The 23,415-nt window shown below is 57.8% G+C and carries 23 protein-coding genes; 14 read left to right on the top strand and 9 right to left on the bottom strand.

From position 1 onward, the window contains the following. Positions 1 to 29: 29 nt before the first annotated feature. From tnpC to ACYJSS_RS17975, 4 genes are all read right to left on the bottom strand, one after another. Positions 30 to 419, bottom strand: coding sequence for a Tn3 family transposase post-transcriptional regulator TnpC (tnpC, locus tag ACYJSS_RS17990; protein ID WP_134293817.1), 390 nt, complete (start codon positions 417 to 419; stop codon positions 30 to 32). Beyond that, a complete protein-coding gene (locus ACYJSS_RS17985) occupies positions 416 to 3,433 on the bottom strand; it encodes a Tn3 family transposase (protein ID WP_134293816.1) in 3,018 nt (1,005 codons plus the stop codon). The genes tnpC and ACYJSS_RS17985 overlap by 4 nt, the downstream gene beginning before the upstream one ends. Before the next feature lie 481 nt (positions 3,434 to 3,914). Continuing rightward, entirely contained in the window at positions 3,915 to 5,291 is a 1,377-nt protein-coding gene (locus ACYJSS_RS17980) for a heavy metal sensor histidine kinase (RefSeq protein WP_236204895.1), read from the bottom strand. A gap of 2 nt (positions 5,292 to 5,293) precedes the next feature. Then, positions 5,294 to 5,971, bottom strand: coding sequence for a heavy metal response regulator transcription factor (locus tag ACYJSS_RS17975; protein ID WP_003452340.1), 678 nt, complete (start codon positions 5,969 to 5,971; stop codon positions 5,294 to 5,296). Between the two features lie 207 nt (positions 5,972 to 6,178). Here ACYJSS_RS17975 and ACYJSS_RS17970 point away from each other — a divergent pair, with 207 nt between their 5' ends. The 8 genes from ACYJSS_RS17970 (at position 6,179) to ACYJSS_RS17935 (ending at position 14,268) form a co-directional block, all read left to right on the top strand. After that, positions 6,179 to 6,538, top strand: coding sequence for a co-regulatory protein PtrA N-terminal domain-containing protein (locus ACYJSS_RS17970; protein WP_068827124.1), 360 nt, complete (start codon positions 6,179 to 6,181; stop codon positions 6,536 to 6,538). Between the two features lie 164 nt (positions 6,539 to 6,702). Beyond that, positions 6,703 to 7,254, top strand: a complete 552-nt coding sequence (locus ACYJSS_RS17965; RefSeq protein WP_236204896.1) for a cupredoxin domain-containing protein — start codon at positions 6,703 to 6,705, stop codon at positions 7,252 to 7,254. 148 nt (positions 7,255 to 7,402) lie between these two features. Beyond that, on the top strand, positions 7,403 to 7,936 hold the full coding sequence (locus tag ACYJSS_RS17960; RefSeq protein ID WP_068827119.1) for a cupredoxin domain-containing protein: 534 nt from the start codon (positions 7,403 to 7,405) through the stop codon (positions 7,934 to 7,936). Positions 7,937 to 8,015: 79 nt separating this feature from the next. Then, on the top strand, positions 8,016 to 8,264 hold the full coding sequence (locus ACYJSS_RS17955) for a DUF2933 domain-containing protein (RefSeq protein ID WP_009686142.1): 249 nt from the start codon (positions 8,016 to 8,018) through the stop codon (positions 8,262 to 8,264). 5 nt (positions 8,265 to 8,269) lie between these two features. Next, complete coding sequence (locus ACYJSS_RS17950) at positions 8,270 to 10,639, top strand: heavy metal translocating P-type ATPase (RefSeq protein ID WP_081711492.1); 2,370 nt, start codon at positions 8,270 to 8,272, stop codon at positions 10,637 to 10,639. A gap of 186 nt (positions 10,640 to 10,825) precedes the next feature. Then, positions 10,826 to 12,553 carry an ATP-dependent nuclease gene (locus ACYJSS_RS17945; protein WP_043242879.1) on the top strand — a complete coding sequence of 576 codons (1,728 nt, stop codon included), beginning with the start codon at positions 10,826 to 10,828 and terminating at the stop codon, positions 12,551 to 12,553. Further along, positions 12,543 to 13,970, top strand: a complete 1,428-nt coding sequence (locus ACYJSS_RS17940; RefSeq protein WP_033725463.1) for a UvrD-helicase domain-containing protein — start codon at positions 12,543 to 12,545, stop codon at positions 13,968 to 13,970. Before ACYJSS_RS17945 ends, ACYJSS_RS17940 begins: the two co-directional genes overlap by 11 nt. Before the next feature lie 97 nt (positions 13,971 to 14,067). Then, positions 14,068 to 14,268, top strand: a complete 201-nt coding sequence (locus ACYJSS_RS17935) for a heavy-metal-associated domain-containing protein (protein ID WP_003246756.1) — start codon at positions 14,068 to 14,070, stop codon at positions 14,266 to 14,268. Positions 14,269 to 14,287: 19 nt separating this feature from the next. Here the strand turns inward: ACYJSS_RS17935 and ACYJSS_RS17930 are convergent, their stop codons facing one another. The 4 genes from ACYJSS_RS17930 to bufA2 all read right to left on the bottom strand — a co-directional run bounded on the left by ACYJSS_RS17930 (position 14,288) and on the right by bufA2 (position 16,584). Further along, positions 14,288 to 14,452: a hypothetical protein gene (locus ACYJSS_RS17930; RefSeq protein ID WP_172424713.1), complete on the bottom strand. Its 165-nt coding sequence runs from the start codon at positions 14,450 to 14,452 to the stop codon at positions 14,288 to 14,290. Positions 14,453 to 14,651: 199 nt separating this feature from the next. Next, positions 14,652 to 15,446, bottom strand: coding sequence for an HvfC/BufC N-terminal domain-containing protein (locus tag ACYJSS_RS17925; protein ID WP_236204897.1), 795 nt, complete (start codon positions 15,444 to 15,446; stop codon positions 14,652 to 14,654). After that, positions 15,443 to 16,279, bottom strand: coding sequence for an MNIO family bufferin maturase (gene bufB / locus ACYJSS_RS17920; protein ID WP_126190464.1), 837 nt, complete (start codon positions 16,277 to 16,279; stop codon positions 15,443 to 15,445). Before bufB ends, ACYJSS_RS17925 begins: the two co-directional genes overlap by 4 nt. A 44-nt stretch (positions 16,280 to 16,323) precedes the next feature. Next, entirely contained in the window at positions 16,324 to 16,584 is a 261-nt protein-coding gene (gene bufA2 / locus ACYJSS_RS17915) for a BufA2 family periplasmic bufferin-type metallophore (protein ID WP_003460126.1), read from the bottom strand. A 284-nt stretch (positions 16,585 to 16,868) separates the two neighbouring features. On the opposite strand from bufA2, the gene ACYJSS_RS17910 reads away from it, so the two are divergent. The 6 genes from ACYJSS_RS17910 to ACYJSS_RS17885 all read left to right on the top strand — a co-directional run bounded on the left by ACYJSS_RS17910 (position 16,869) and on the right by ACYJSS_RS17885 (position 21,764). Next, complete coding sequence (locus ACYJSS_RS17910; RefSeq protein ID WP_003139535.1) at positions 16,869 to 17,075, top strand: co-regulatory protein PtrA N-terminal domain-containing protein; 207 nt, start codon at positions 16,869 to 16,871, stop codon at positions 17,073 to 17,075. 193 nt (positions 17,076 to 17,268) lie between these two features. Next, positions 17,269 to 19,074 carry a copper resistance system multicopper oxidase gene (locus ACYJSS_RS17905; RefSeq protein WP_236204898.1) on the top strand — a complete coding sequence of 602 codons (1,806 nt, stop codon included), beginning with the start codon at positions 17,269 to 17,271 and terminating at the stop codon, positions 19,072 to 19,074. 12 nt (positions 19,075 to 19,086) lie between these two features. Further along, on the top strand, positions 19,087 to 19,398 hold the full coding sequence (locus ACYJSS_RS17900; protein ID WP_003246749.1) for a hypothetical protein: 312 nt from the start codon (positions 19,087 to 19,089) through the stop codon (positions 19,396 to 19,398). Next, positions 19,388 to 20,479, top strand: a complete 1,092-nt coding sequence (locus ACYJSS_RS17895) for a copper resistance protein B (RefSeq protein ID WP_236204899.1) — start codon at positions 19,388 to 19,390, stop codon at positions 20,477 to 20,479. Before ACYJSS_RS17900 ends, ACYJSS_RS17895 begins: the two co-directional genes overlap by 11 nt. Before the next feature lie 9 nt (positions 20,480 to 20,488). Beyond that, positions 20,489 to 21,331, top strand: a complete 843-nt coding sequence (locus tag ACYJSS_RS17890; RefSeq protein WP_003139525.1) for a c-type cytochrome — start codon at positions 20,489 to 20,491, stop codon at positions 21,329 to 21,331. Then, a complete protein-coding gene (locus ACYJSS_RS17885) occupies positions 21,321 to 21,764 on the top strand; it encodes a DUF411 domain-containing protein (RefSeq protein WP_112211902.1) in 444 nt (147 codons plus the stop codon). Before ACYJSS_RS17890 ends, ACYJSS_RS17885 begins: the two co-directional genes overlap by 11 nt. 179 nt (positions 21,765 to 21,943) lie before the next feature. On the opposite strand, the gene ACYJSS_RS17880 is transcribed toward ACYJSS_RS17885, so the two are convergent. Beyond that, positions 21,944 to 23,269 (bottom strand): OprD family porin, encoded by a 1,326-nt coding sequence (locus tag ACYJSS_RS17880; RefSeq protein ID WP_236204900.1) that lies wholly within the window; start codon positions 23,267 to 23,269, stop codon positions 21,944 to 21,946. Positions 23,270 to 23,415 lie beyond the last annotated feature (146 nt).

The raw sequence follows: 23,415 nt of genomic DNA, 5'->3' as shown, positions 1-23,415 counted from the left end.
ACGCTGATCTATCTCAGGTAATTACCTGCTCACTTGCCTTCGCGATCTGGCAACTCACTGACTCTATGCTCTGGCACCAGATCGACCAACGGCGCGATCATCATCTGAGCAGTGCGAATCCAAGAGTTCAAAGTCTCAAGATCTAACAGCACTGATTCGGCTACCTCCCAGACGCAGGATTCCTCGGTTGTAACCGGTGGTAGAGTGCCTTCGACCAACGCCAGGGCCATCGTATGCAGCTTCAGCAAGTCGTCGCGTAGCGCAATCATCCCACCCACCTCAGCCAGACTAGTTTCCAGTCGATCGACCAGTCCGAGTAGCTGTGACGTGTCGAAGCTGTTGCGCAGCTTGTCCAATGCCGCGGCGTCCACCTCTCCACACGGCGTAACGCGAAAGGATGCGGGAGGTATGTTGATCATGTGGCCATCTCGGTATCGGCCTGGCGGGTCGTGCTGACTCGCAGCGAGCCGGCGGCTTGTTGAAACACCGAATCCTTGATCCAAGGCTCCGGTGGCCGATTGAGCTTGAGGTTGAACTCGCCGAAGCGCTTGACGTTGCTGGTCAGGTAGGGACTGAGGAACGACACGTCCTCATCAGTGAACTGCCAGCCCTCGCGGGCCAGTTTCTGCAGGATGCGCATCATGTCCACAGTGTTCTGCAGGATCACCGACGAGGCCACCATGTCGTTGTAGCGCAGCCGTTTCTGCTGCTCGTCCGGATCGTTCTCAGCAATCACATCGCCGCCGAAGGACAACCACTTGGAGAATCCGTTGTAGGACTCGATCTTGTTGGTGTTCGCGGTGACCTCCTGGCGCAACTCGCGACTGCCGATCCAGTTGAGCAGGAAGATTGTACGGATCACGCTGCCCAGTGCCTGTGCCGCATGGTAGAGCTTGTTGCGCCGGCTGTAGGAACCGAGTTTTCGCAGCAGCATAGGCGAGGAGATTTTGCCGGCCTGGATCGATAGTGCGACCTGCATCAGATCTTGCCAGTGGGTTTCGATCAGGTTCCAGTCGGCAGTGTCGGTGAACAGGCGGTTGATATGCTTGTACGAGGCGCCGCGATCCGGTCGGCACATCACCAGCTCGCGCCAGTTGCGAATACGTGGCATCAGATTAATGCCCAGCAGATGGGTGAAGGCAAAGACCGTCGCCGATTGCCCCTGAGTATCGGAATACACAGTGTCTGCCTCGACACTGAGATCAGCCTTTAGCAGCCCCTCGATCACATAGATCGCCTCCCAGATGCCCGGCGGGATGAAGTGCTGGAACACTGCGATGTAGTTATTGGCCACATGCCGGTACGCCACAGCCCCCATCTTGCGGTAGCGGAAGTGATAGCCGGCCAGCAGGTTGTCGTCATAGAAGTCAAACTGCGTACCGTCCGCGGCCACCGCTTTGCCGTCGCCCCAGAGCTTGGGCAGGTCGAGCTGCAGGTAGAGTTCCACCAGCTCGCGGTTAGCTTTGTCCAACTTCTCCAGCGAGAGGTGACGGCGATTGGTATAGGAGAGCATGTGCGGCGTGACATTACCGGCCAGATGCCGCGCGGCCTGGTTCGGGCCTAGGTTGCAGCCCATGGCGAAGATCGTCATCAGGTAACGCTCGGCCGGATCTTTAAGCTTCGGCTCGTTCCCGGACATCGGCCCGAAATGCCGAGTGAACTGAATCCAATGCTCTATGTTGGCCATGATGTCGAGCACGTGCCTGGCCGGCATGCGCTGCATGAGCGCTGTCTGCAGCGATATGGCCGATGGCGGGATGTCGCGCGCGGTCACTCGGCGCAGCACAGGCTCGCCGGCTTCATTGATCGATACGTCACCTCGGCAAGCTGGGAATTTTTCATCCAGCTGCTGCGCGGTTTCCTCCAACTGGGTTTTAAGGGAGGCAACAAATTCCATCGCCGTACCAGGCAGCCCCACCTTTTCGCAGTAAGCCGGTAGTCGCTGGAGACATTCTTCCCAGGGCAGCAACTGCTTGCGATAGTCGGCGAAGGATTCCGACCCTTGTACGCACATGTCACCGGATCGCAGCTCGCTGGCCAGGTAGGAGAAAACGCAAACCTCCAGAAAGCGCCGGTTGGTCGGTGGCCCCTCACTGGAAGGGCGACGAACGACCTTGACCCAGCGCTCCGACGCAAACGACAAATCGACGTGCTCGTCGATCCATTCACGGTGTAGATTTTCGCTGTCCTGGATCAGCTGAAGTGCCTGAATCAGCGACCGATCCTGAGTTGTGGGCTCCAGTTGGAGAAGGTGACTGAGACGGAACAACAGCGATCGATGGGACCTGAAGTGCTTCCAGATCAGCGGCAGGTAGTTATTACCGCCGGTAGCTTGGACTTCGGCGCAAGTCTCACGCAACCGATCCAGATTGCCATCGGGGGAGAGGTATTCGCGAATCAGGCTGCCAGCTTCCTGGTCATCCGGTTCTTGAACCAGAATCTGCACCACGCCGTCCAGGGTCGCCGCTAACTGCTCCAGCTTCTGGCGTTGTCGCGTATGGATTTGCTCCAGTTCCTCCTTGGCACGTTTGTGGATCGTCGATATCCGCCGAATGAACATCTCGGCCAGGTGATCCCGTGTCCGCACGCGCATGCGATAGATCAAAGCCAGCATCAGCGTGTAGCGTTTCGGTAGCGAGCAGTCCTTCAGCTCGGAGACGTCCGATGCTGCTGCTTGGGCAGCGAAGTGGCGGATCTTGGTATCGACGATGCCCTCAAATATAGCGTCGAGATTCCCGAAGCTTTCCAGCCAGGCCAAGTGATCGATCAGTACTTCCAAGTGTTTGCGGGAGGGCTTCTTGGGCGCCTGTTTCAGGGCATTGAAATCGCTCTGGCGACGGCCGAAGTCGGTTTCTAGCAGCTCCTTCAGCTTGTAGATCACCTCGATTGGCGCGCGAGTTACAACTAGGTTGAAGGTAACTTCCTGAGCACTCGCCAAGGCGGTTTCTGCGAGGTTGTTGAGCGTCGAATAAGCCGGAAGCTCATAGCGACGCTGAATAAGCTCATCAAGCATGGCATTGATGAGATCGACTCGCTGCTCAAGAATTGCAGCGCAGTCACGTGCGATCTGCTCAGTGACTACTAGCCCGTCGCTGCTGTAGAAGGGGGTCACCTGCAGGTACTGCCGTACCGCTGCTTGGTGCCGGTAAAGGGTGCGGGGATTGCTATAGCGCGGAGCTATTCGTGCCCCGTAGCGGAGGCATTGCCGGACATGACTGATGAGTTCCTGAGGAAGCTCCTCGAACGGAACGAAATAGTGCAGTTGCTGAAACACCTTTAACTGGATTGCCAGCCCAATCGAGAGCGCTGGACTCTTAGCGGTGTTGTTGACCCATTCGATCTCTGAATCAGACAGGGAATAGCTTCGATGAAGCTCCTTGGTCGGTAGCTGACTGGGCAAGATCGGGTAGGCTGTTCTTTCCACCGAAGCCATTGAGCACATCCCCCAAGCAAGGCAAAAGAATCAGCATAGACGGCTAGCCAGACGGCGGGTGATCAGCAGCTTGGGGGTGTGGATAGAAAAATTTTAGAATCATAGACTTACAGAACGAATGTCCTAATTTTTGCCTTATCTCGGCATGGCCCCTAACCGACTCCAGTGGTCACGCTTTGGTCGTCTCGCAGACATCTACATACCGAAGCCCAGAACTGCACATCCCTATCCGGAGGAACGCTTCGCGTCACGAACCTGAGGCAGGAGCCGTATGCGGTAGTTCCGCACGTACGGATCTGTGCGGGGGGTGGCAGGTAACTGCCATCCCTACCGCGACCGAATGGCGGGCTCTAGTGTCAGCTCACCGCTCATTGCCTGCCTGGATGGCGAAAGCCATCTGCGCTCGGTCGAATTGCACCTGAGCTCGCTCTGTCAAGTTGGGCTAGCTGTCTGCTGTAGTCTACTTACCGGCAGACCGACATCAGCTGGGATGGGGGAGTTCAATGTGAAAGCCCGTGAGGCCAGCCGCTGAAGTACACCAAATGCGGCCTTTGTGAGCCTCGATTATGGATCGGGTGATGGCAAGCCCGAGCCCGGCATTGCTCGGGCTACCTTCGCGTCGAGCAGGGTCTACCCGGTAAAAGCGGTCGAAGAGTTTCTCTAGATGCTCCGAGCTGATTGTGTTCCCTGGGTTCTCGATGCTGAAGGTAGTTGAGTCCGCTGTCTGGCGGATCAGAACCGAAATTCTCTTTCCCGCCGGCGTGTAACGCAGCGCATTGGACAGCAAGTTGGACAGCGCTCGATCAAGCATCAGCCGATCTCCTAGCACTTGGCCTTTGCCTGTGAGCGAAAGTTCAATGCCGCGCTCTTCGGCCAGGAGGTGGTAGTAGTCAAACAGTTTGAAGATTACGTCAGCCAGTTCGATCCTGGCCTGCTCTGGGATGATCAGGCCATTATCAGCCTTGGCCAGGAACAGCATGTCATCGATCATGCGAGACATGCGCTTCAATTCCTCCAGGTTCGAGTACAGATTCTCCTCGTAGGCATTGATATCACGCTTCTTGCTCAGCACGACTTCAGTGTGGGTCATCAGGTTGCTTACGGGCGTGCGCAGCTCGTGTGCGATGTCAGCAGAGAAATTGGAGAGTCGAATGAAGGCCTCTTCAAGTCGGGCCAGCATCGCGTTGAAGGACAGTACCAACTGCTGAAGTTCCTGTGGCACTGGTTCTAGAGGGATTCGTTCCTGCAATGAACGGGCGGACATCCCGGTGGCCACGCGAGTGACCTGTCGCAGCGGCCTGAGGCCACTGCGAGCAACCACCCAGCCAAGCGCTGCACTGACCAAGGCACTGATGACCAATCCAATCCAGAACCATCGCTGCAGCGTGTCGAAAAAGTGTGTGTGATTGGTGACATCGAGAATCAGCAGAGCTGTAAGCGGTTCGGGTTGGTCTGTCACAGAGATTTGAGCCGTCATGCCCCGGTACATGTGCTCGTCTTTCTGCCACTCCCACATGCTCTGCTCATCGGCTAGCCTGAAACGTTCGGGCACTTCGACTGCTCTGGGGTCGGAAAAGAGCACTGCGCCGTCGCCGGCCAGGATGGTTGCGGCCAGATCCTGATGCGCCCCCAGTAAGGCTCGCAACTGCGGTAACTCCTCGGAGAGGCTAGCTCCGCTGCGAGCATTGTTGAGAATATGTTTGGCTGATTCGAGTTTTTCCACCAGGGCCTGCCGGTCCAGCATCTTGAAGTGGTGCTGGCTGAGCATGTTGAAACTCAGCCCCGCTAGTGTCAGGACGGCAATCACCGCGGACATGAACATCAAGCTCATGCGGGCGGTCAGCGAGAGGTGCTTCATATTCACTCCGGCGCATCCATCATGTACCCCATGCCGCGGGCGGTATGGATCAGCTTGAGATCGAAATCGTCATCGATCTTGGCGCGCAGCCGACGTACAGCGACCTCAATGACGTTGGTGTCGCTGTCGAAGTTCATGTCCCACACCTGGGAAGCAATCAGAGATTTCGGGAGCACTTCGCCACGCCGGCGCAGTAGCAGCTCCAGCAGTGAAAACTCCTTCGCCGTCAGGTCAATTCTTTTCCCACCCCGGACCGCGCGCCGCTTCATCAGGTCGACTTCCAGATCGGCAATTTTCATGGTGGTTTGCGTGGGTGAGCCATTGCCTCTGCGCAGCAGCGTTCTGACCCTGGCCAGAAGCTCTGAGAAAGCAAATGGCTTGATCAGGTAGTCATCCGCGCCCAGTTCCAACCCTTTAACGCGATCCTCAACACCATCGCGTGCGGTCAGGAACAGCACTGGGACGTCTTTTCCGGCGGCGCGCACCATGCGCAGCACTTCCCAGCCGTCCAGCCCCGGCATCATCACATCCAGGATCAGCAGGTCATAGGGCTCACTCAGCGCGTGCTGTAGCGCATCTGTACCGGTCATAACCCGGTCGACATTGAATCCCGCTTCGGTGAGGCCTTGCTGCAGATATGCACCGGTTTTGGGTTCATCTTCAGCTACCAGAAGTTTCATGCGAGCAGACTCCAAAAAACGGGTGGCCAGAGTTTGCAGGCAAACAGCGGCACCAACCAGAAGCTTACGAAAATGTAATCCTGGTTTCAGGTCGCTGACAGGGTGGCTTGTCTAGGGTGCAAACATGAGCACTAGGTTGTGCTCTCGGCCCTCGACAGACCAAAAGCAGAGGTGCCGGCCATAGTTTGCACTGATGGAGACTGCCCCATGAAATCGCTGAAACCTTTGCTTCTGGTTGGTTCGCTACTGCTGTCTTCTATGGCTTGGGCCGAAGGGGGCAGCGATCGAGTATTCGAACGCATCCAGCAGATGCGCGACAAAGCAGAAGCTGTGCTGATCCAGGCGGAGAAGGCCCCAGCCAGCGAGCGACATGTGCACATGCAGGAGCACATGAAAATGCTCGAAAACATTATGAGTCAGCTGCATGACGAACATCCTGCTCCAGGTATGTCCACCGAAGAGCATCTGGCCTGGATGGAAAAGCATGACAAGCTGGTAGACGACGTGCTGGGCCAAATGATTCGCGAGCACAAGCTGATGATGGCCGACAAAGAGTGCCATCCGTAAGGGTTCCCCCATTTTCCAGGCCTTCCGTGATTGCTCCTTTGGCCAGCGGCGCCTCTATGGCGCCGTGTTTTTTCCCAGCTGACGCAATTGTAGTTTTGGGGTCAGCGGTCTGGCAGCAAGCGGGTAATAGCATGAGATTTCCAGCATCCCAGCGAGGTCTCACCATGAAACGCCTACCCCTTAAGTTACTGATCAGCACGCTGTTCATCAGCACTGCTATTCCGGCAATTGCCGAGCCCAGTGGAAGTGATTTTGGGCAACAAGCCAAAGCGACGCCGGCGACTCGTACCATCTTGGTGAAGATGGACGACATCAACTACAACCAGAAGACAATCAACGTAAAGCCCGGCGAGACCGTGCGCTTCGTTCTGAAGAACGAGGGCGCATTGATGCACGAGTTCAACATAGGGCAAGCGGCGTCCCAACTGGCGCACCAACGCAAGATGGCGGCCTTGTTCAAGGACGGCACGCTGACACCGACCGGTATGGCCGAAAGCATTGTCTGGCATGAGCGTTATGGCACGGGAGACTCCAATCCTCCCGGGTATCCGGAGGTCATCAAAGCCAAGCATGAAGACGCGAACGCCATTCTCGTTGAGCCCGGCACGACCAAAGAGTTCGTTTGGACATTCCCACAGGCCGGGGCCTTGAGTTTTGCCTGCACGTTGCCTGGGCATTACCAGGCAGGAATGGTAGGTGATTTCGCCCTGCGTTAGATCGGCACCGGTGCTACCCATTGGCCGAGGGCTGGCCGGCACCTATCTGACAAAACCTTACTGCAATGTAGTTTTCGCGTCAGCGTGCCGGCAGCTGCACTTAATCAGCATAGGGGCGCATACCTCCTAACTACCCCAGAGGCATACCATGAAACTCAAATCCCTTTCTTTGATCACCACCGTGGGTTTGCTGCTCAGCGCAGCCAACGCGATGGCCAGCCCGGGCCACAACAAAGACAGCATCGGCCAGTCGGGAGATAGTCAGGCAGTAGATCGCACCATCGAGGTACGGATGGGGGACATCTTCTTTGAACCCAAGGCAATGGAAATCAAGGCGGGCGAGACGGTTCGCTTCGTACTGCTGAACGAGGGAGCCCTGCTGCACGAGTTCAACCTTGGCAAAGCGGCATCCCATGCTGCGCATCAGAAAGAGATGGCTGCGATGTTTCAGAACGGCACGCTGTCCCCGACTGCAGCGCATGACATGAGCAAAATGGACCACGCCATGGGCGGCATGAAGATGGTCGGCATGGAGCACGACGATCCCAACAGCGTTCTGGTCGAGCCAGGTGCACGCGAAGAGCTGATCTGGACCTTCTCCGACGCTACTGATCTGGAGTTCGCCTGCAATGTTCCTGGACATTATCAGTCGGGAATGGTCGGTAAGGTGACCGTACGCTGAACTCCATTGATACGCGTCAACTCTGCCTGGCCAGAGCAACCTATGCTGATTCTATGGTCATTGAACCGAGGCTATTGTCATGGATCACACGCACCACACTGGCACTACGGAACCACCTTTTTGGAAGAGCAAGATTGGCATCGCACTGATCATGCTGGCCGTAATCGGCATCTTCTATGTCGCGCGCGAGCATTACGGTCATCTTTCGCAGGCTTTGCCATACCTCATCCTGCTGCTATGCCCGCTGATGCATCTGTTTGGCCACAATCATGGCGGGCACTCCCACTCCAGCGGAGCCGCAGTTTCCAAGGACGAGGATAGGAAGTAACTCGAATGCAAAAGACCTCCTGCCATCATGACCAGGGCCATGCACATCACTCGCACGGCCATCCAGAGAGCCCACGCGATCCGGTGTGTGGCATGGAGGTCAAATCTGATAGTCCTTACCAGGAGAACTTTGAGGGAAGGGCCTATCGGTTCTGCAGTACAAAATGCCAGGAGAAGTTCCAGGCAGCCCCTCATCAGTACATGAGCCATCAATCGCATGCCGGGCACCACCAGCATGCCGCTCCGCCAGAGTACTCAACTCAGGCAGGACTGGGGGCTGAATACACCTGCCCGATGCATCCCGAGATTCGCCAACCGAGCCCTGGCAACTGCCCGATCTGTGGGATGACGCTCGAACCCGTCATTCCAGAGCTGGAGGACGAAGAAAATCCGGAGCTGAAAGACTTTTCGCGACGGTTCTGGTGGACCCTGCCATTGACCGTCATCGTGACCGTGCTGGCGATGGCTGGTCATTCCTTGCAGCTGTTCCATGGAACATCCCAGAACTGGGTTGAGCTGGTTCTGGCAACGCCCGTGACGCTTTGGGGTGGCTGGGTATTTTTCACTCGCGGAATAGACTCCATCCGGCAACGCAGCCCTAATATGTGGACCCTGATCGGATTAGGAACTGCAGCCGCCTACCTCTACAGCGTGGCAGCCACCCTGGTGCCGCAGTGGTTCCCGGCGGCCTTCGTTCAGGATGGACGCATCGGCGTCTACTTCGAGGCCGCCGCGGTGATCATCTCGCTCACGCTGTTGGGCCAGATGCTCGAACTCAAAGCCCGCTCGCAGACCTCTGCCGCCATTAAGTCACTGCTGGGATTGGCCCCCAAGACTGCCCGGCGCATCAGGCCTGACGGCCAGGAAGAAGATATTCCGCTGACCCACGTCCATCAGGGTGACCACTTGCGTGTCCGGCCGGGCGAAAAAGTCCCGGTGGATGGCACCGTGCTGGAGGGCGAGAGCGCTGTCGACGAGTCGATGCTCACCGGCGAGCCGGTGCCCGTCACCAAGCGGGCAGGGGATACCCTCATCGGTGCCACCCTGAACACCCACGGCAGCCTGGTGATGGAAGCGCAGAAGGTGGGCGCCGAAACCATGTTGTCGCAGATCGTCCAGATGGTGGCTAAGGCCCAGCGTTCCAAGGCGCCCATGCAGCGTATGGCCGATGCCGTGGCAGGGTATTTCGTGGTGGGGGTGATCCTGATCGCGATCCTGACATTTTTTGGCTGGGGGGTGTTCGGGCCGGAATCAGGTTGGGTATTTGGCCTGATCAACGCTGTGGCCGTACTGATCATTGCCTGCCCATGCGCCCTGGGCTTGGCAACGCCGATGTCGGTCATGGTCGCGACCGGCAAGGCCGCCAGCAGCGGTGTGTTGTTCCGCGATGCCAGCGCTATCGAGAACCTCTGCAAAATCGACACCTTGATCGTCGACAAGACCGGGACACTGACGCAGGGGCGGCCGGCCTTTCATAGTGCAGAGGGAACCGGGCCGTTCGACTCGGTCGAGGTTCTGCGCTTGGCCGCAAGCCTCGACCAGGGCAGCGAGCATCCGCTGGCGCATGCCATTGTCGATCATGCGCGTGAACAGGGTCTTGCCCTGGTGAAACCGGAGACCTTCGAATCTGGCTCAGGTATTGGTGTACGCGGACAGGTCGATGGCCATCAACTGCAGCTTGGGAACACAGCGTTGATGGAGGAGGCGGGCGTCGATATTACTCCGCTGCGTAACCGTGCAGAGCAACTGCGCCTGGAGGGCATCAGCATCATCTATCTGGCCGTCGATGGTCGCCTGGCGGGTCTCCTGGCCGTTTCCGATCCAATCAAACCGACCTCCCAACAGGCTGTTGCTCAACTCCAGAACGCTGACGTGAAGGTCATCATGGCCACTGGCGATGGCCTCACCACAGCAAGAGCCGTGGCGAAGCAGTTAGGCATCGAGGAGGTGCATGGCGAGGTGAAACCGCAGGACAAGGAGAAATTAGTCGCCGAACTGCAGAGCTATGGCCGGCGTGTTGCCATGGCGGGCGACGGCATCAACGATGCGCCGGCCTTGGCCAGGGCCGACGTAGGCATCGCTATGGGCACGGGCACCGACGTGGCGATGAACAGCGCCCAAGTGACCCTGGTCAAGGGAGACCTGATGGGCATCCTGCGGGCGCGCACCTTGTCGGTGGCCACGGTGAAGAACATGAGGCAGAACCTTGCCTTTGCATTCCTCTACAACGCGATGGGAATCCCGCTAGCGGCCGGGCTGCTATATCCGCTGACAGGACATCTTCTGTCGCCCTTGATCGCTGCTCTGGCAATGAGCGTCAGTTCAGCCTCGGTGGTTTTCAATGCGCTTAGGTTGAAAGCAACGGACGTTGGCTAGTCTGCTAGACAAGACGATGTGCCTACCTGCAGGGCGATTTTTTAAATGCGCATCTGACCGGAAAATACCGTACGGTAGCTTGCAACTTGACCTATCAGTCGCATCACCTGATGACGAGGGGACGTTCTATGGATCGTTCCCGCTGCGAGTAGGAGACTGACAGTCGTTACCCCATGAGGATTCTCCGTGGCCCGCATTCGCCGACTGCAAATTAGCAACTTCCGGTCTATCCAGGCGCTCGACTGGGTGCCGGCCCCCGGAATTAACTGCCTCATTGGTCCGGGTGACAGTGGGAAGTCCAGCATCCTGGACGCGATTGACCTTTGCGTCGGCGCCCGCCGAGGCGGCACGTTCGGCGACATGGACTTCTTCGCATTAAACGTCGATGTACCCATCACCATCAGCGTGGCGCTTGGCGATCTGCCGTTATCGCTGATGGATATCGATGTCTACGGCGAGTTCTTGCGTGGATTCCATCCCGGTACGGGGGAAGTCGAAGACGAACCGCGAGCGGGGCTGGAGACCGTCATCACCTTGCGTCTGCAAGTTGGTGCCGATTTGGAGCCTGTTTGGACACTTTTCTCCGAGCGCGCGGAGCAGCAGCAACTTGAACGCACTCTTCCCTGGAAAGAACGAGCGGCACTAGCGCCCGCCCGTATCGGCAGCTTTGCGAGCTCGAACCTGTCGTGGAGTCGTGGCTCAGTGCTCAATCGACTTACCGATGAGCGCGCCGAGCTTGGTGCTGAACTGGCGCGCGCCGCTAGGCAAGCAAGAGCGAACTTTGGCAATCAAGCAGCCGAACATCTGACCCAGACGCTTGAGGTCGTGCAACGCACAGCACAGCATCTTGGCGTTTCGGTCGGGGCTATGCCTCAGGCGCTCCTTGACGCACATTCTGTGTCGATTGGCGAGGGGGCGATCGCGCTGCACAGTGAAACAGGTATTCCGCTGCGCTCCCTTGGCACGGGCTCGTCACGCTTGCTAGTGGCAGGGCTTCAAAGGGCTGCGGCCAGCGCCGCGCCAATTGCCCTGGTTGATGAGGTGGAATACGGGCTTGAACCTCATCGGCTCATGCGATTCCTGGACTCGCTGGGTGCAAAGGACGCTGCCGCTCCGTTGCAAGTGTTCATGACGACGCACTCGCCGGTCGCGCTGCGCGAGCTGTCCGGCAGCCAGTTATTCGTTGTTCGGTCAGCACCTCAGCGCCACAGTGTTATGCCAGCTGGGGAAGCCAACGAGGTACAAAGTACCCTTCGGAAGGACCCCGAAGCATTCCTCGCCAAATCCATCATCGTTTGCGAGGGGGCCAGCGAGGTTGGCTTCGCGCGTGGCCTTGACCAATGGTGGGTCAGTCTTGGCGCTACCTCATTCCTGGCCCATGGCGGCGCGTATGTGGACGCCGGCGGGGGAAGCCCCGATAACAGTCTTATCCGGGGAACAGCACTTCTGAACTTGGGTTACCGCGTGATGGTTTTTGTAGATGCCGACAAGCCTTCGACCGCGGGGCTCGCTGAAGCATTCTTGGCCGCCGGCGGGCAAATTCTTACATGGCGACCAGGCCTCACGTTGGAGGACGAGATCTTCCGCCATCTCAGTGAGCAAGCACTCGATGCACTTCTGGCGAAAGCCGAAACAATAGTGGGTGCAGAGCTGATGAACGCACACATTCAGACGAAGTCCCAAGGCCGCGTGACGCTGAACGATATCCGAGCCAAGCGACTCGTGGATGGGTACTCACCTGAGAGACGAGAGCTGCTGGGAACCGCATCCCGTATCCGCAACAGCGGCTGGTTCAAGTCGCTGACAACCTATCAGGAGGTTGCAAGGGACATCGTCGGTCCGTCTTTACAGAACGCCGAACCGGGCTTCATGGCAGTCACGAATCAGCTCTGGACGTTTACAAGTGCCCCCTGAGATTGATCTTTTCGCTATCGAGCGTGGCTCCATAACGGCCCCCGCAGGTTGTGGAAAAACGCAATTGATTGCCGAGACGCTCATCGCGCATACGCAGAGCAAACCCATCCTCGTCTTGACACATACGAACGCCGGCGTTGCGGCCTTACGGGCGCGCCTGAGACGAGCCGGTGTTCCTAACTCCGCATATCGAGTCTCCACCATTGACGGATTCTCGATGCGCCTGATCGCTAAGTTCCCAGCGCGAAGCGGCCATAACCCGCAGATCCTACAGCTGCATCAACCCAATACTGACTACCCGGCAATTCGGGAGGCCGCCATGCAGTTGTTGCAGGCCGGTCACCTCGCTCAGCCCCTTCGCGCCACCTATGCACGGTTGCTTGTCGACGAGTACCAAGACTGCAACGTCGTCCAGCACGCCATCGTGTCTGGTTTGGCCCAGGTGCTTCCGACCTGCGTGCTCGGTGACCCGATGCAAGCCATATTCAGCTTCCGTGGCAATCGACTGGTGCATTGGGCGAATGAGGTGCAACCCCTGTTTCCCGCAGCGGGAGAGTTGAGGATACCGTGGCGCTGGCGGCTGGCTGGAGCTGAGAACCTCGGGCAGTGGCTGCTCGCCATAAGGCAACAACTTCAAGCTGGTCAGCCGGTGGATCTGCGCACGGCTCCAGCAGAAGTGCGTTGGGTGCAGCTAAACGCCGGAACCGAAGTTCAGCAGCGACTGGTGGCCGCGAGAACCGAAGCTCCCAACGCTCAGGGTAGCGTCCTCATCATCGGGGACTCCATCAACGTGCAAGGTCGCCATCAGCTCACGAGCCAGACACCCGGTGCCATGGCCGTAGAAGCCGTCGACCTGAGAGATCTCGTCAACTTCGCCAGGAACTTTGACTTGCAGGGTGCCAATGCTCTGGCACAACTTGTGGAGTTTGCTTCCAGCGTAATGACGGGGGTAGGTGCAGCAAACCTGCGAACGCGCGTGGAGTCGCTGCGTGCAGGAAGGGCCCGAACGCCTCCGACCGCGGCCGAGGCTGCGGCGATCGATTTCGTAGCAGCGCCAACATTGGGGCAAGCGCTCCGTGTGATCGATACGCTCGCTGAGCAGCACGGGGCACGTGTATACCGACCGGAGGTTCTGTACTGCTGCCGGTCTGCAATGCAAGCGGTGGTGGGAGGTGCTGCCGACTTTCTGAGTGCAGCCATTCAAGCGCGAGAGCGCAATAGACACCTTGCCCGACCGATCGCAAGACGCTCTGTAGGCAGCACATTACTTCTCAAGGGGCTGGAGGCGGATGTCTCGGTTGTCCTGCATCCTGAGCTTATGACCCCCCAGAATCTATACGTCGCACTGACGAGGGGCGCAAGGCATGTCGTGGTGTGTTCACCAACCCCCATCCTTACGCCCGTGGTAAACGGCTGATCCTTTTGTAGCGCTTACGGGCTTGACCTTGCCATCGTGTCAAGGTCGATGCTGTCCGTGCGGTAACTTGAGCCGCGGACGAAATGAGGTGAAAGACATGTTTAGTCTGAGTGTTGCGGGGATGGGCTGTGGCAGTTGCGTGAGCAAAATCACGAAGGCCATTCAAGCTCTGGATCAGGATGCACGAGTAGAAGTGGATCGAGCGGCCGGCAAGGTCACCGTTGAGAGCACAGAAAGTGCCGAATCGATCCGCGAACTCATCCAGGAGCTTGGCTATTCGGCCCAGGTCAGCGCTTGAGCGCTGACCTGCTATCCCACTAAATCTCCAGTTCTGAGAGCTCTTTTAGCCCTGGGATACTGGTGACCTCGTTGGTCATACCTTCTGAACCATCTCGGCCGCGAAGCCAGTTTGAGTGATCGCCTGGCTCGCGCATTTCCAGCGTGTCATAGGAGTACCGCTTGCGCTTGAACAGGCTTTTCAATGCAGCGAACTCGTGGCTTTTTCGTCTTCTATGCCGACGACTTCTCCTGCAAGCCGCTCCCAGTGACCAACGCCGTCGGCCAGCATTGCCTGATAGGTCTCCGGGTCAAGCAAGGCTTACTGTTTGAAATGAATGATGCGGTGAGTCATAGAAGCGCTCGGAGTGGCCAAAGAGAGAGCGCTAGCCTAAAGGTTCCGGGTCATTCGTGTACTAGCTGGCCGCGCTTTAGCAAACCGTCGTTGACCCACAACTTCAACCAGGTCGCGGCTTGCAAGGGAGCTTGCTCGCCATGCGTGGCGCTCAACGACTCGCAGAGTTCAGCGAACGATCCGCCCTCGATGAGAAACTGCAATGCCGAAGCCTCCGCTGGCTCCAGGCTCCGGTACTGGCAGACGAGTTCATGACGCCAAACAAGACAGGCTAGGTTCGTTGGCAGGCGGGTAATATCAGGCAGCAAGCTGCCGGACTTGGCGGCTTTCCACAACTCCAGCGTGTTGTACTGCAGCTGCAACCACCGGGCAGATGCAGTCAGGGAAACCCTGAGTGAAATCCAGTCTTCAGCCGAAAAATCACTCATGTTCTCCAGCGAAAGCGCTTCGACATCCTGAGCGTCGAAGGCCAGTGTAAAGGCCCATTCCAGTTCCGCGAGTTCGCGCATCGGCGATAGTTGGGGTTCTTCGACGTAGCTGCTAATGAACTCGGGCAGCTTCTCGCCCAGCCAGCGAATGCTGAAATGTCGTGGTGGCCAGGCGGCCAAGTAGGCCAGTGCGAGCTGCTCGAATGATTCGTTGCCGATCCAGTGAAGCAGGGCAGGGAAGTCTTCTCGCAAGACCGCAAGCAGGCGCGAACGGTAAGCGTTGTGGTAGATCTGCAGGCCTTCGAGAGCACTCAGCGCTGTGCTACCTCGGATCTGCTCCAAAAGCTCGTTGGAGGGCAGGGCACTGTCACCTGTCAGGTAAGTTTCAAATGCAGTCTGTAGGGCGATCAGGCTCAAGGGGTGGCCCCCGATATCACAGATTTGGCGATAGCACGGGCATGTGCTAATTCGGACAACAGCTCTTCCAGCGGCGGAAACTGGTCATCCCGCTCGATCAAGGTCGATGTCGGGCCCAAGTAGCTCAAAGTCTTGCTGTAGAGAGACCAAACCGGATCAGCGATGGGCTGGTCATGGGTGTCGATGAGGTACTGCCCGTAATCGCTGTGCCCGGCCAGGTGAATTTGCCGAATCCGCTCGTGCGGCAATTCCATGATGAACTGCCAAGAGTCGAAACCCTGGTTGCGCGAACTGACGTAGACGTTGTTCACGTCGAGAAGCAGCTCGCACCCGGTCAGGTAACTGAGCTCCGAGAGGAACTGAGACTCGCTCATGCTGGATGTTGTCCACTGCACGTAGGAGGAAACGTTCTCCAGCACGATGGGACGTTCCAAAACATCCTGCACCAAGCGCACCCGGGCCGCGACATGCAGCAGGCTCTCCTGGGTAAACGGCAGCGGTAGCAGATCGTGAAGTTGATGGGCGTTGCCTCGACTCCAGCACAGGTGATCAGACACCCACTGAGGCTGCACCCGATCCGCCAGCTGCTTGAGCTGTCGTAGGTAGTCTATGTCCAAGGCATGTGAGCCGCCAATCGAAAGAGATACTCCGTGCATCACCAGGGGGTAGTGCTCGCCGATCGCATCAAGGAAGTAGAGAGCCTTGCCGCCCTCCACCAGGTAATTCTCGGAAATGATCTCGAACCAGTCGACCGCAGGCCGTTCCTCCAGGATCTGCCGGTAATACTCGTTACGAAGGCCAAGACCGAAACCCAGAGTTTTGCGCTTACTCATTCGAGACTCCAGCAGGGGAGTGGCATGCACTCCCCTGAACCGCCTTATTCGCTGGTTTTGCCACCGGCTTCGTCACATTTGGTCTGGGTCATCAACTTGAACCCTTGGCCTTTGCATTCGCCTTGGCCTTTGCAGTCGTTTTTCGCGGTCATGCAGTCGTTCTGCCCTTTGCAACCATTGATCCCGAAGCACTTCACTTCTGCTGCTTTGGTTTCCTGAGCAGCCTGGACGGGCAGGGTGGAGAACAGGCTGGCGGCCACCAGAGCCAAGGCGGCACCGGTAGCTACGTTGGATTTGTTCGACATAGTGGCTATCTCTCTTGATTGTTTGATGGTCGCGATCCGTCGGTGCGAATGAACGAGTTAGCTCAGGCATTGCTACCGATCAGGCCCATGGAATCCGCAAGGCTGCGCGGGCAGGAAGACAGTACCGAGCCTTAAGGAGGGCCTACAAGAAAGAAATAGCAAACTGACAGAACTGTAATGTTCGGCTCAGGTTGCTGACAGGCCCTCTTAGTTAACGTGACATCGAGCCTAAAGCTCGGCCTCTGCAGTTGCAGGGACCACTTAACTTACGAGGAATACCCAAAATGAAATCGATCAAAGCTCTGCTTGTAGTTACTGCTCTGAGCATCTCCAGCTTGGCAATGGCTGAAGGTGGTGCTGACCGAACCTTCGCGCGCATGGAGCAGGCACGCCAGACGTCTCTGGAGGCCTACCGGGTGGCCCAGCAGCAGAAAGTTGAGGCTCCTGTAGCCAGCAGTCCAACCGAGCAAGCAGAGCACACCAACTGCTGAAGTCATCTACCTTACAGAAATGTAATCACCCGGATGGTTGGGATATGGCAGTTTCATACTGCTCATCGTCGGTAAGGCTTGTGCAATGCACCGACGTGGAAAGTTGAGGGGTAAATCCCCGACATTGAAGCAGCCATGAACCCGAGACCGGGCACACCATCACCGGCTCATTTGACGGATTGGACAAAACGGCATGCAAAGCAAAACCACAAGGCGCACCTTCGTCAAAGGCCTGGCAGCCACCGGTATTATCGGCGGACTTGGCCTGTGGCGCACGCCGGTCTGGGCGGTGAACAGCCCCGGCCAGCCCAACGTACTGACTGGTAACGAATTCGACCTATTCATCGGTGAAACCCCGGTGAACATCACCGGCGCAGCGCGCACGGCCATGACCATCAACGGCTCGCTCCCTGGGCCGATTCTTCGTTGGCGCGAAGGCGATACCGTCACATTGCGCGTGCGCAACCGCCTCAAGGAGGACACCTCCATCCATTGGCACGGCATCATCCTGCCGGCGAACATGGATGGTGTTCCTGGCCTGAGCTTCCATGGCATCGCCCCTGACGGCATGTATGAGTACAAGTTCAAGGTCAACCAGAACGGTACCTACTGGTATCACAGTCACTCGGGGCTGCAGGAGCAGGTCGGCGTATACGGCGCGCTGGTCATCGATGCCAAGGAGCCCGAGCCCTTCAGTTACGACCGTGATTACGTCGTGTTGCTGAGCGACTGGACGGATGAAAATCCAACGCGGGTACTGGCCAAGCTCAAGAAACAGTCGGACTACTACAACCAGCACAAACGCACCGTTGGTGACTTCATCGATGACGTAAGCGAGATGGGTTGGTCCGCCGCCGTAGCCGATCGCAAGATGTGGGCCGAGATGAAGATGAGCCCGACGGATCTCGCTGACGTCAGTGGCTACACCTACACCTACCTGATGAATGGCCAGGCACCCAATGGCAACTGGACCGGCATATTCAAACCAGGCGAAAAGATCCGCCTGCGCTTCATCAACGCCTCGGCGATGACCTATTTCGATGTGCGCATCCCGGGCCTGAAGATGACTGTGGTTGCGGCCGATGGTCTGCACGTCAAACCGGTCAGCGTCGACGAGTTCCGTATCGCCGTGGCCGAGACCTACGACGTGATCGTCGAACCAGACAGCGAACAGGCGTATACCGTGTTTGCACAATCCATGGATCGCACTGGCTATGCGCGCGGCACCCTTGCTGTACAGGAGGGGTTGAGTGCACCAGTACCCAGCCCCGACCCGCGTCCGCTGATTGCCATGGGCGACATGGGTATGGATCACGGCAGCATGGGCGGTATGGATCACGGGAACATGGCCGGAATGGACCACGGCAGTATGGCGGGCATGGATCATGGGAGCATGCAGGGTGGCATGGCCGGCATGGATCACAGCCAGATGGCTGGAATGGATCATTCGGGCATGGCAGGCATGGCAGGTGCCATGCAGGCACACCCAGCCTCAGAGACCAACAACCCGCTGGTCGATATGCAAACCATGACACCAACGCATAAGTTGGACGACCCAGGTATTGGTTTGCGAGACAACGGCCGACGCGTCCTCACGTACTCTGACCTGCGCAGCACCTTCCTCGACCCGGATGGTCGCGAACCAAGTCGCACCATCGAGCTGCACCTTACCGGGCACATGGAGAAATTCTCCTGGTCCTTCGATGGAATCAAGTTCTCTGACGCCGAGCCTCTGCGCCTCAAGTACGGCGAGCGTGTTCGCATCACGCTGGTCAACGACACCATGATGACTCACCCGATCCATCTTCATGGCATGTGGAGTGATCTGGAGGATGCGAACGGCAATTTCCTGGTGCGTAAACACACCATCGACATGCCGCCAGGTTCCAAGCGCAGCTATCGGGTGACCGCCGATGCGTTGGGGCGTTGGGCCTATCACTGCCACCTGTTGCTCCACATGGAAACGGGCATGTTCCGTGAAGTCCGTGTGGATGAGTAAAGGAGATTTCTGATGAGTACTTTTATGAAGCGTAATGCCCTGTTTGGCAGCGCAGCGATGTTCAGTCTTTTGGCTGTTCTGCACGCGCCGACGTCATTGGCAGGTGAGGGGCACAGCGAGCACGAACAACATGCTGCCGAGTCGGCTGCGCCCGACGCCAGTGACAAGCCTGCAGATCAATCGAAAGGCAAGGCCGCTGGCCATCAGATGGATCATGGCGCCATGGATCATGAGGGTATGAACCATGACGATATGGGGCACGAGAAGATGATGGATAAGCATGGCGGCACCGAAGCCGAAGCAGGTTCGAACCATGACCACTAGGTTTTCACGCCCGTCCCTCATAGCGCTGGCCGTGTCGCTGAGTGCACTCAGCGGCGGCGTTACCCAGGCTGCGGAAGAAATGGATCATTCGGCAATGGGGCACGGCTCCATGTCGATGGACCACAGCCAGATGGGCCACGGTTCCGCCAAAGCGCCGATGGAGGGCATGGATCACAGCACGATGGACCATGGTGCCATGCAGGGTGCTTCGGGCAGCATGGATCATAGCCAGATGGGCCACGGCCAGAGCCAAGAGAAGGCCCAGGCTATGGATCACAGCAAGATGGGGCATGGCGCCATGCAAGGACAGATGGAGGGCATGGATCATTCAAAGATGAACCATGGCTCCGCTGAAGCCCCGAGAACCACCAGCCGTACGCCGATTCCCGTTCTGACGGATGCTGATCGCCAAGCGGCTTTCCCGCCATTACCTGGCCACAAGGTTCACGACAGCGCCATCAACAGTTTTTTCCTGCTCGATCAGCTCGAATACCAGGACGCAGATGAGGGCAGCACCCTGGCCTGGGATGCGTCGGGCTGGGTAGGCGGTGATATCAACCGAGTCTGGTTCCGCTCCGAAGGCGAGCGTACCAACGGCGTGACCGAGGATGCTGAATTACAGCTGCTGTACGGCCGCTCGATCGGCCCTTGGTGGGATGTCGTCGCGGGCGTTCGCCAGGACTTCAAACCGGAGTCGCCGCAGACTTGGGCCGCCTTCGGTATCCAGGGCATGGCGCTTTACGCCTTTGAGGCCGAAGCCACGGCCTTCGTCGGCGAGAATGGCCAAACTGCTGCCCGACTGGAGGGCGAGTACGACATTCTGCTGACCAACCGGCTGATTCTCCAGCCAACTGCCGAAATGAACTTCTACGGCAAGAACGATCCTGAGCGAGGTGTGGGGTCTGGGTTGGCAAATACCGAGCTCGGCTTGCGTCTGCGTTACGAGATTGTCAGGCAGTTTGCCCCCTATATCGGGGTTTCCTGGAGCCGCTCCTATGGCAACACGGCAGACATGGTGCGCGACGAGGGCGGTGATGTAGACGAGGCGCGTTTTGTCGCCGGTATCCGGATGTGGTTTTGAGAACCTGACATGAAAAGAACAATTAAAACTTTGGTGGCGGCCGGCGTGGTCGGTAGCACAGCTGTCCTGGCCGGCGCCTACTTTGGCGTGGTCAACGTGGGGGCCGACGATCCCCATTTTCCTGCAGTGCATGCGTTTCTCACGATGGCCCGTGACCGCTCTATCGAAGTCCGTTCGCGGGACATCGAGGTTCCCAACCTGGATGATCAAGCTCTTATTCGCGCCGGTGCGGGCAACTACAACTCCATGTGTATCGGCTGTCATTTGGCGCCAGGTGTGGCGGAGACCGAGCTAAGCCAATCGCTTTATCCTGCGCCCCCCAACCTCGCCAAGATCGGTGTCGATGGCAATCCGTCAGCAGCGTTCTGGGTGATCAAGCATGGCATCAAAGCAACGGGTATGCCTGCGTGGGGCAAGAGCATGGGAGACGAGTACATCTGGGGCATGGTTGCCTTCCTCAACCAACTGCCGACGATGGATGCCAAGCAATACCAAACACTCGTCGCATCCAGTGGCGGCCATCAGCACGGTGGTGGGGAAACGCAGATGCATAACCATGAAGGACAGCACGGCGACAACAAGCCTGGCCATCATGACAATAGTGGCGGTGGCGATGACCATCATGGATCAGGTGATGCTGGAGAGCCTGGTCATCACGATGCCGCGGCTACGGATAGCGAGGGTGGCTCCGCACCTAAGGCAGGTCACCATTCGGATATGAGTGGCGATGACCACCATGCTGGAGATGAGGCGTCGTCCAACGGAGGTGATCATCACGCCGAGCAGGCTCCGAACGCCTCGCCCAAGACCCACACCCACGCCGATGGCAAAGAGCACGTACATGAAAGCTAAATATCTGGCCTTACTGGCCGCTCTCTCCGTCACGTCTGCGGTTCAAGCAGCTGATGCCCTGACGATTGATGTCCATCGTGATGCCAATTGCGGATGTTGCAAGAAGTGGATTTCACACCTCGAAGCGAATGGCTTCAAAGTCGTCGACCATGTCGAAAGCAACATGACAGCAGTGAAGCAAAGTCTGGGCGTCGCGCCGCGGTTGGCGTCTTGCCACACCGCGCTGATTGACGGCAAGTTCGTCGAAGGTCATGTGCCGGCGGCTCAGGTCATCGAACTCACCAAGCGCGATGATCTGCTGGGCATCGCTGTTCCCGGGATGCCGGCGGGCTCCCCCGGCATGGAAGTCGATGGCGTACAGCATGCCTACCAGGTCATTGGCTTGACCAAGACGGGTTCTGATCAGGTCGTTGCAGAATATCCCACCCAGTAGTACTGCCTGCCCGCACGGCTGCTTGCGTCTAGAGTGGCCGATTCTTTTTCATACATCCTTTAACCTAAGTAAAAAAGGCGCCCGAGGGCGCCAAGGGCTGTCTCCAAACCAAAGGAGCACTACGAGGGGACAGCAGGACCACGGCGCGAGCGGGCAATCAACCCGCTCGCGCACCGAGGTTAGAGAACTTCCAGCGGGTATTCGACAATGAAGCGGAACTCATCCAGATCCGACTCGAAGTCGGTGGCGCGAGTCGTGGCTTGTCGAATGCGAAAGGACATGTCCTTCAACGACCCAGACTGCAGAACGTACTTGGCCTCGATGTCCCGCTCCCAGCGCTTCTGGTTGGTCAACGGATCGCCGTTGTCATCACGGCGCATATAGACTTCGTTGGCGTTGCTGTAGTCGGCATCCCAGCCTTGGGCATATCGAGTCATGAAGCTCAACCCAGGCACACCGAAAGGCTCCATATCCAGGTCATAGCGCACTTGCCATGACTTCTCCTTCGGCGAGTTGAAGTCGCTGTACTGGATGGAGTTGTCGAGGTAGATGGAGTCCGATTGGCGCAAGTAGTCGAAGTCATCATCGCCATTGTTGCGCTGGAGACCCACCAGCACTGTATGAGCGCCGAATTGGATGCCGACCTTGCCGCTCCAGATGTTGTTATCGAAGCTCCCGAGGAGCTGCCTCCCTTCATCGACCGCCTTGTAGTAGTTCAGCCCGCCGATCAAGGCGACATCGTCCGCAAGCGGGTAGCTCAGCGTGGTGCCCGCGTAATATTGATTCCAGGCATCCTTGAGGCGGCTGGTGTAGAGACTAAAGCCGACGTTGTCATTAAGCGTGTAATCACCACCGAAATAGGCGATCCATGGCGAGTCCACTTCGCCCGCGTAGAAGGTAGCGAAGCCGTCGCGCATGCTGCTGGTATTGGGTTGGCTCATCGAGTGGAGGCGACCGCCCTGAAGCGACAGTCCTTCCACGCTGCTGTTGACCACGGTGACACCTCGGAAACTCTCCGGTAAAAGCCGTGCATCACCGTATTGGACGACCGGGCTGACGGGAAAGACGTCGCCTACCTTGATCTCGGTATCCATGAACCGAGTTTTCACCGCGCCCCCCAGTTTGGAGTAGTTGTCCTCAGCCTGCCCGAGGCTGTTGTAAGGCATCACGTCGACTGAGCCGCCTGCTCCAGAACGGCCGTCGCCGGTGTCAAGCTTGAGCCCTAGCATGGCAAAGGCATCGACACCAAAGCCTATGGTGCCCTCGGTGAAACCAGACTCGAATCTGCCTATCACGCCATGCGCCCACTCTTCCGAATAGCCATTACCCGAGCTGCTGGACTGGCCTTTACGGAAATCGCGGTTGAAGTAGAGATTTCGATTGAGAATGGTCAGGCTGCTGCCTTCGATAAATCCCTCGCCTTTCTCGCCGGCGGCCATTGCAGCTTGCCCGGTACTGACGCTCAGAGTGAGCAGAGAAAGTCCTAACAGGGTTCTGTTATTCATAAATGCTCCTGATGTTATTGGCAGTTGTCATTGTGTGGTCGCATATATGTGCCAAGCGCGCCGGGCATAGCCAGGCACGCCTTGGTCATATTTCCACATGCCAAATAACGTCAGGGTGACTTGGAAATTACATTTCAGTCAGCGCG

The sequence above is a fragment of the Pseudomonas sp. No.21 genome (assembly GCF_054558415.1).
Note: the sequence above shows the minus strand (reverse complement) of the source record. Positions and strands in the feature narration are given on the sequence as shown.

Excerpts from the sequence above, each read along its gene's own strand:
- ACYJSS_RS17935 (WP_003246756.1), top strand. The coding sequence starts at position 14,068 with ATGTTTAGTCTGAGTGTTGCGGGGATGGGCTGTGGCAGTTGCGTGAGC.
- ACYJSS_RS17980 (WP_236204895.1), bottom strand. The coding sequence starts at position 5,291 with ATGAAGCACCTCTCGCTGACCGCCCGCATGAGCTTGATGTTCATGTCC.
- ACYJSS_RS17975 (WP_003452340.1), bottom strand. The coding sequence starts at position 5,971 with ATGAAACTTCTGGTAGCTGAAGATGAACCCAAAACCGGTGCATATCTG.
- bufA2 (WP_003460126.1), bottom strand. The coding sequence starts at position 16,584 with ATGTCGAACAAATCCAACGTAGCTACCGGTGCCGCCTTGGCTCTGGTG.
- ACYJSS_RS17985 (WP_134293816.1), bottom strand. The coding sequence starts at position 3,433 with ATGGCTTCGGTGGAAAGAACAGCCTACCCGATCTTGCCCAGTCAGCTA.
- ACYJSS_RS17970 (WP_068827124.1), top strand. The coding sequence starts at position 6,179 with ATGAAATCGCTGAAACCTTTGCTTCTGGTTGGTTCGCTACTGCTGTCT.
- ACYJSS_RS17885 (WP_112211902.1), top strand. The coding sequence starts at position 21,321 with ATGAAAGCTAAATATCTGGCCTTACTGGCCGCTCTCTCCGTCACGTCT.
- ACYJSS_RS17955 (WP_009686142.1), top strand. The coding sequence starts at position 8,016 with ATGGATCACACGCACCACACTGGCACTACGGAACCACCTTTTTGGAAG.
- ACYJSS_RS17900 (WP_003246749.1), top strand. The coding sequence starts at position 19,087 with ATGAGTACTTTTATGAAGCGTAATGCCCTGTTTGGCAGCGCAGCGATG.
- ACYJSS_RS17910 (WP_003139535.1), top strand. The coding sequence starts at position 16,869 with ATGAAATCGATCAAAGCTCTGCTTGTAGTTACTGCTCTGAGCATCTCC.
- bufB (WP_126190464.1), bottom strand. The coding sequence starts at position 16,279 with ATGAGTAAGCGCAAAACTCTGGGTTTCGGTCTTGGCCTTCGTAACGAG.
- ACYJSS_RS17905 (WP_236204898.1), top strand. The coding sequence starts at position 17,269 with ATGCAAAGCAAAACCACAAGGCGCACCTTCGTCAAAGGCCTGGCAGCC.
- ACYJSS_RS17965 (WP_236204896.1), top strand. The coding sequence starts at position 6,703 with ATGAAACGCCTACCCCTTAAGTTACTGATCAGCACGCTGTTCATCAGC.
- ACYJSS_RS17895 (WP_236204899.1), top strand. The coding sequence starts at position 19,388 with ATGACCACTAGGTTTTCACGCCCGTCCCTCATAGCGCTGGCCGTGTCG.
- ACYJSS_RS17890 (WP_003139525.1), top strand. The coding sequence starts at position 20,489 with ATGAAAAGAACAATTAAAACTTTGGTGGCGGCCGGCGTGGTCGGTAGC.
- ACYJSS_RS17960 (WP_068827119.1), top strand. The coding sequence starts at position 7,403 with ATGAAACTCAAATCCCTTTCTTTGATCACCACCGTGGGTTTGCTGCTC.
- ACYJSS_RS17950 (WP_081711492.1), top strand. The coding sequence starts at position 8,270 with ATGCAAAAGACCTCCTGCCATCATGACCAGGGCCATGCACATCACTCG.
- ACYJSS_RS17880 (WP_236204900.1), bottom strand. The coding sequence starts at position 23,269 with ATGAATAACAGAACCCTGTTAGGACTTTCTCTGCTCACTCTGAGCGTC.
- tnpC (WP_134293817.1), bottom strand. The coding sequence starts at position 419 with ATGATCAACATACCTCCCGCATCCTTTCGCGTTACGCCGTGTGGAGAG.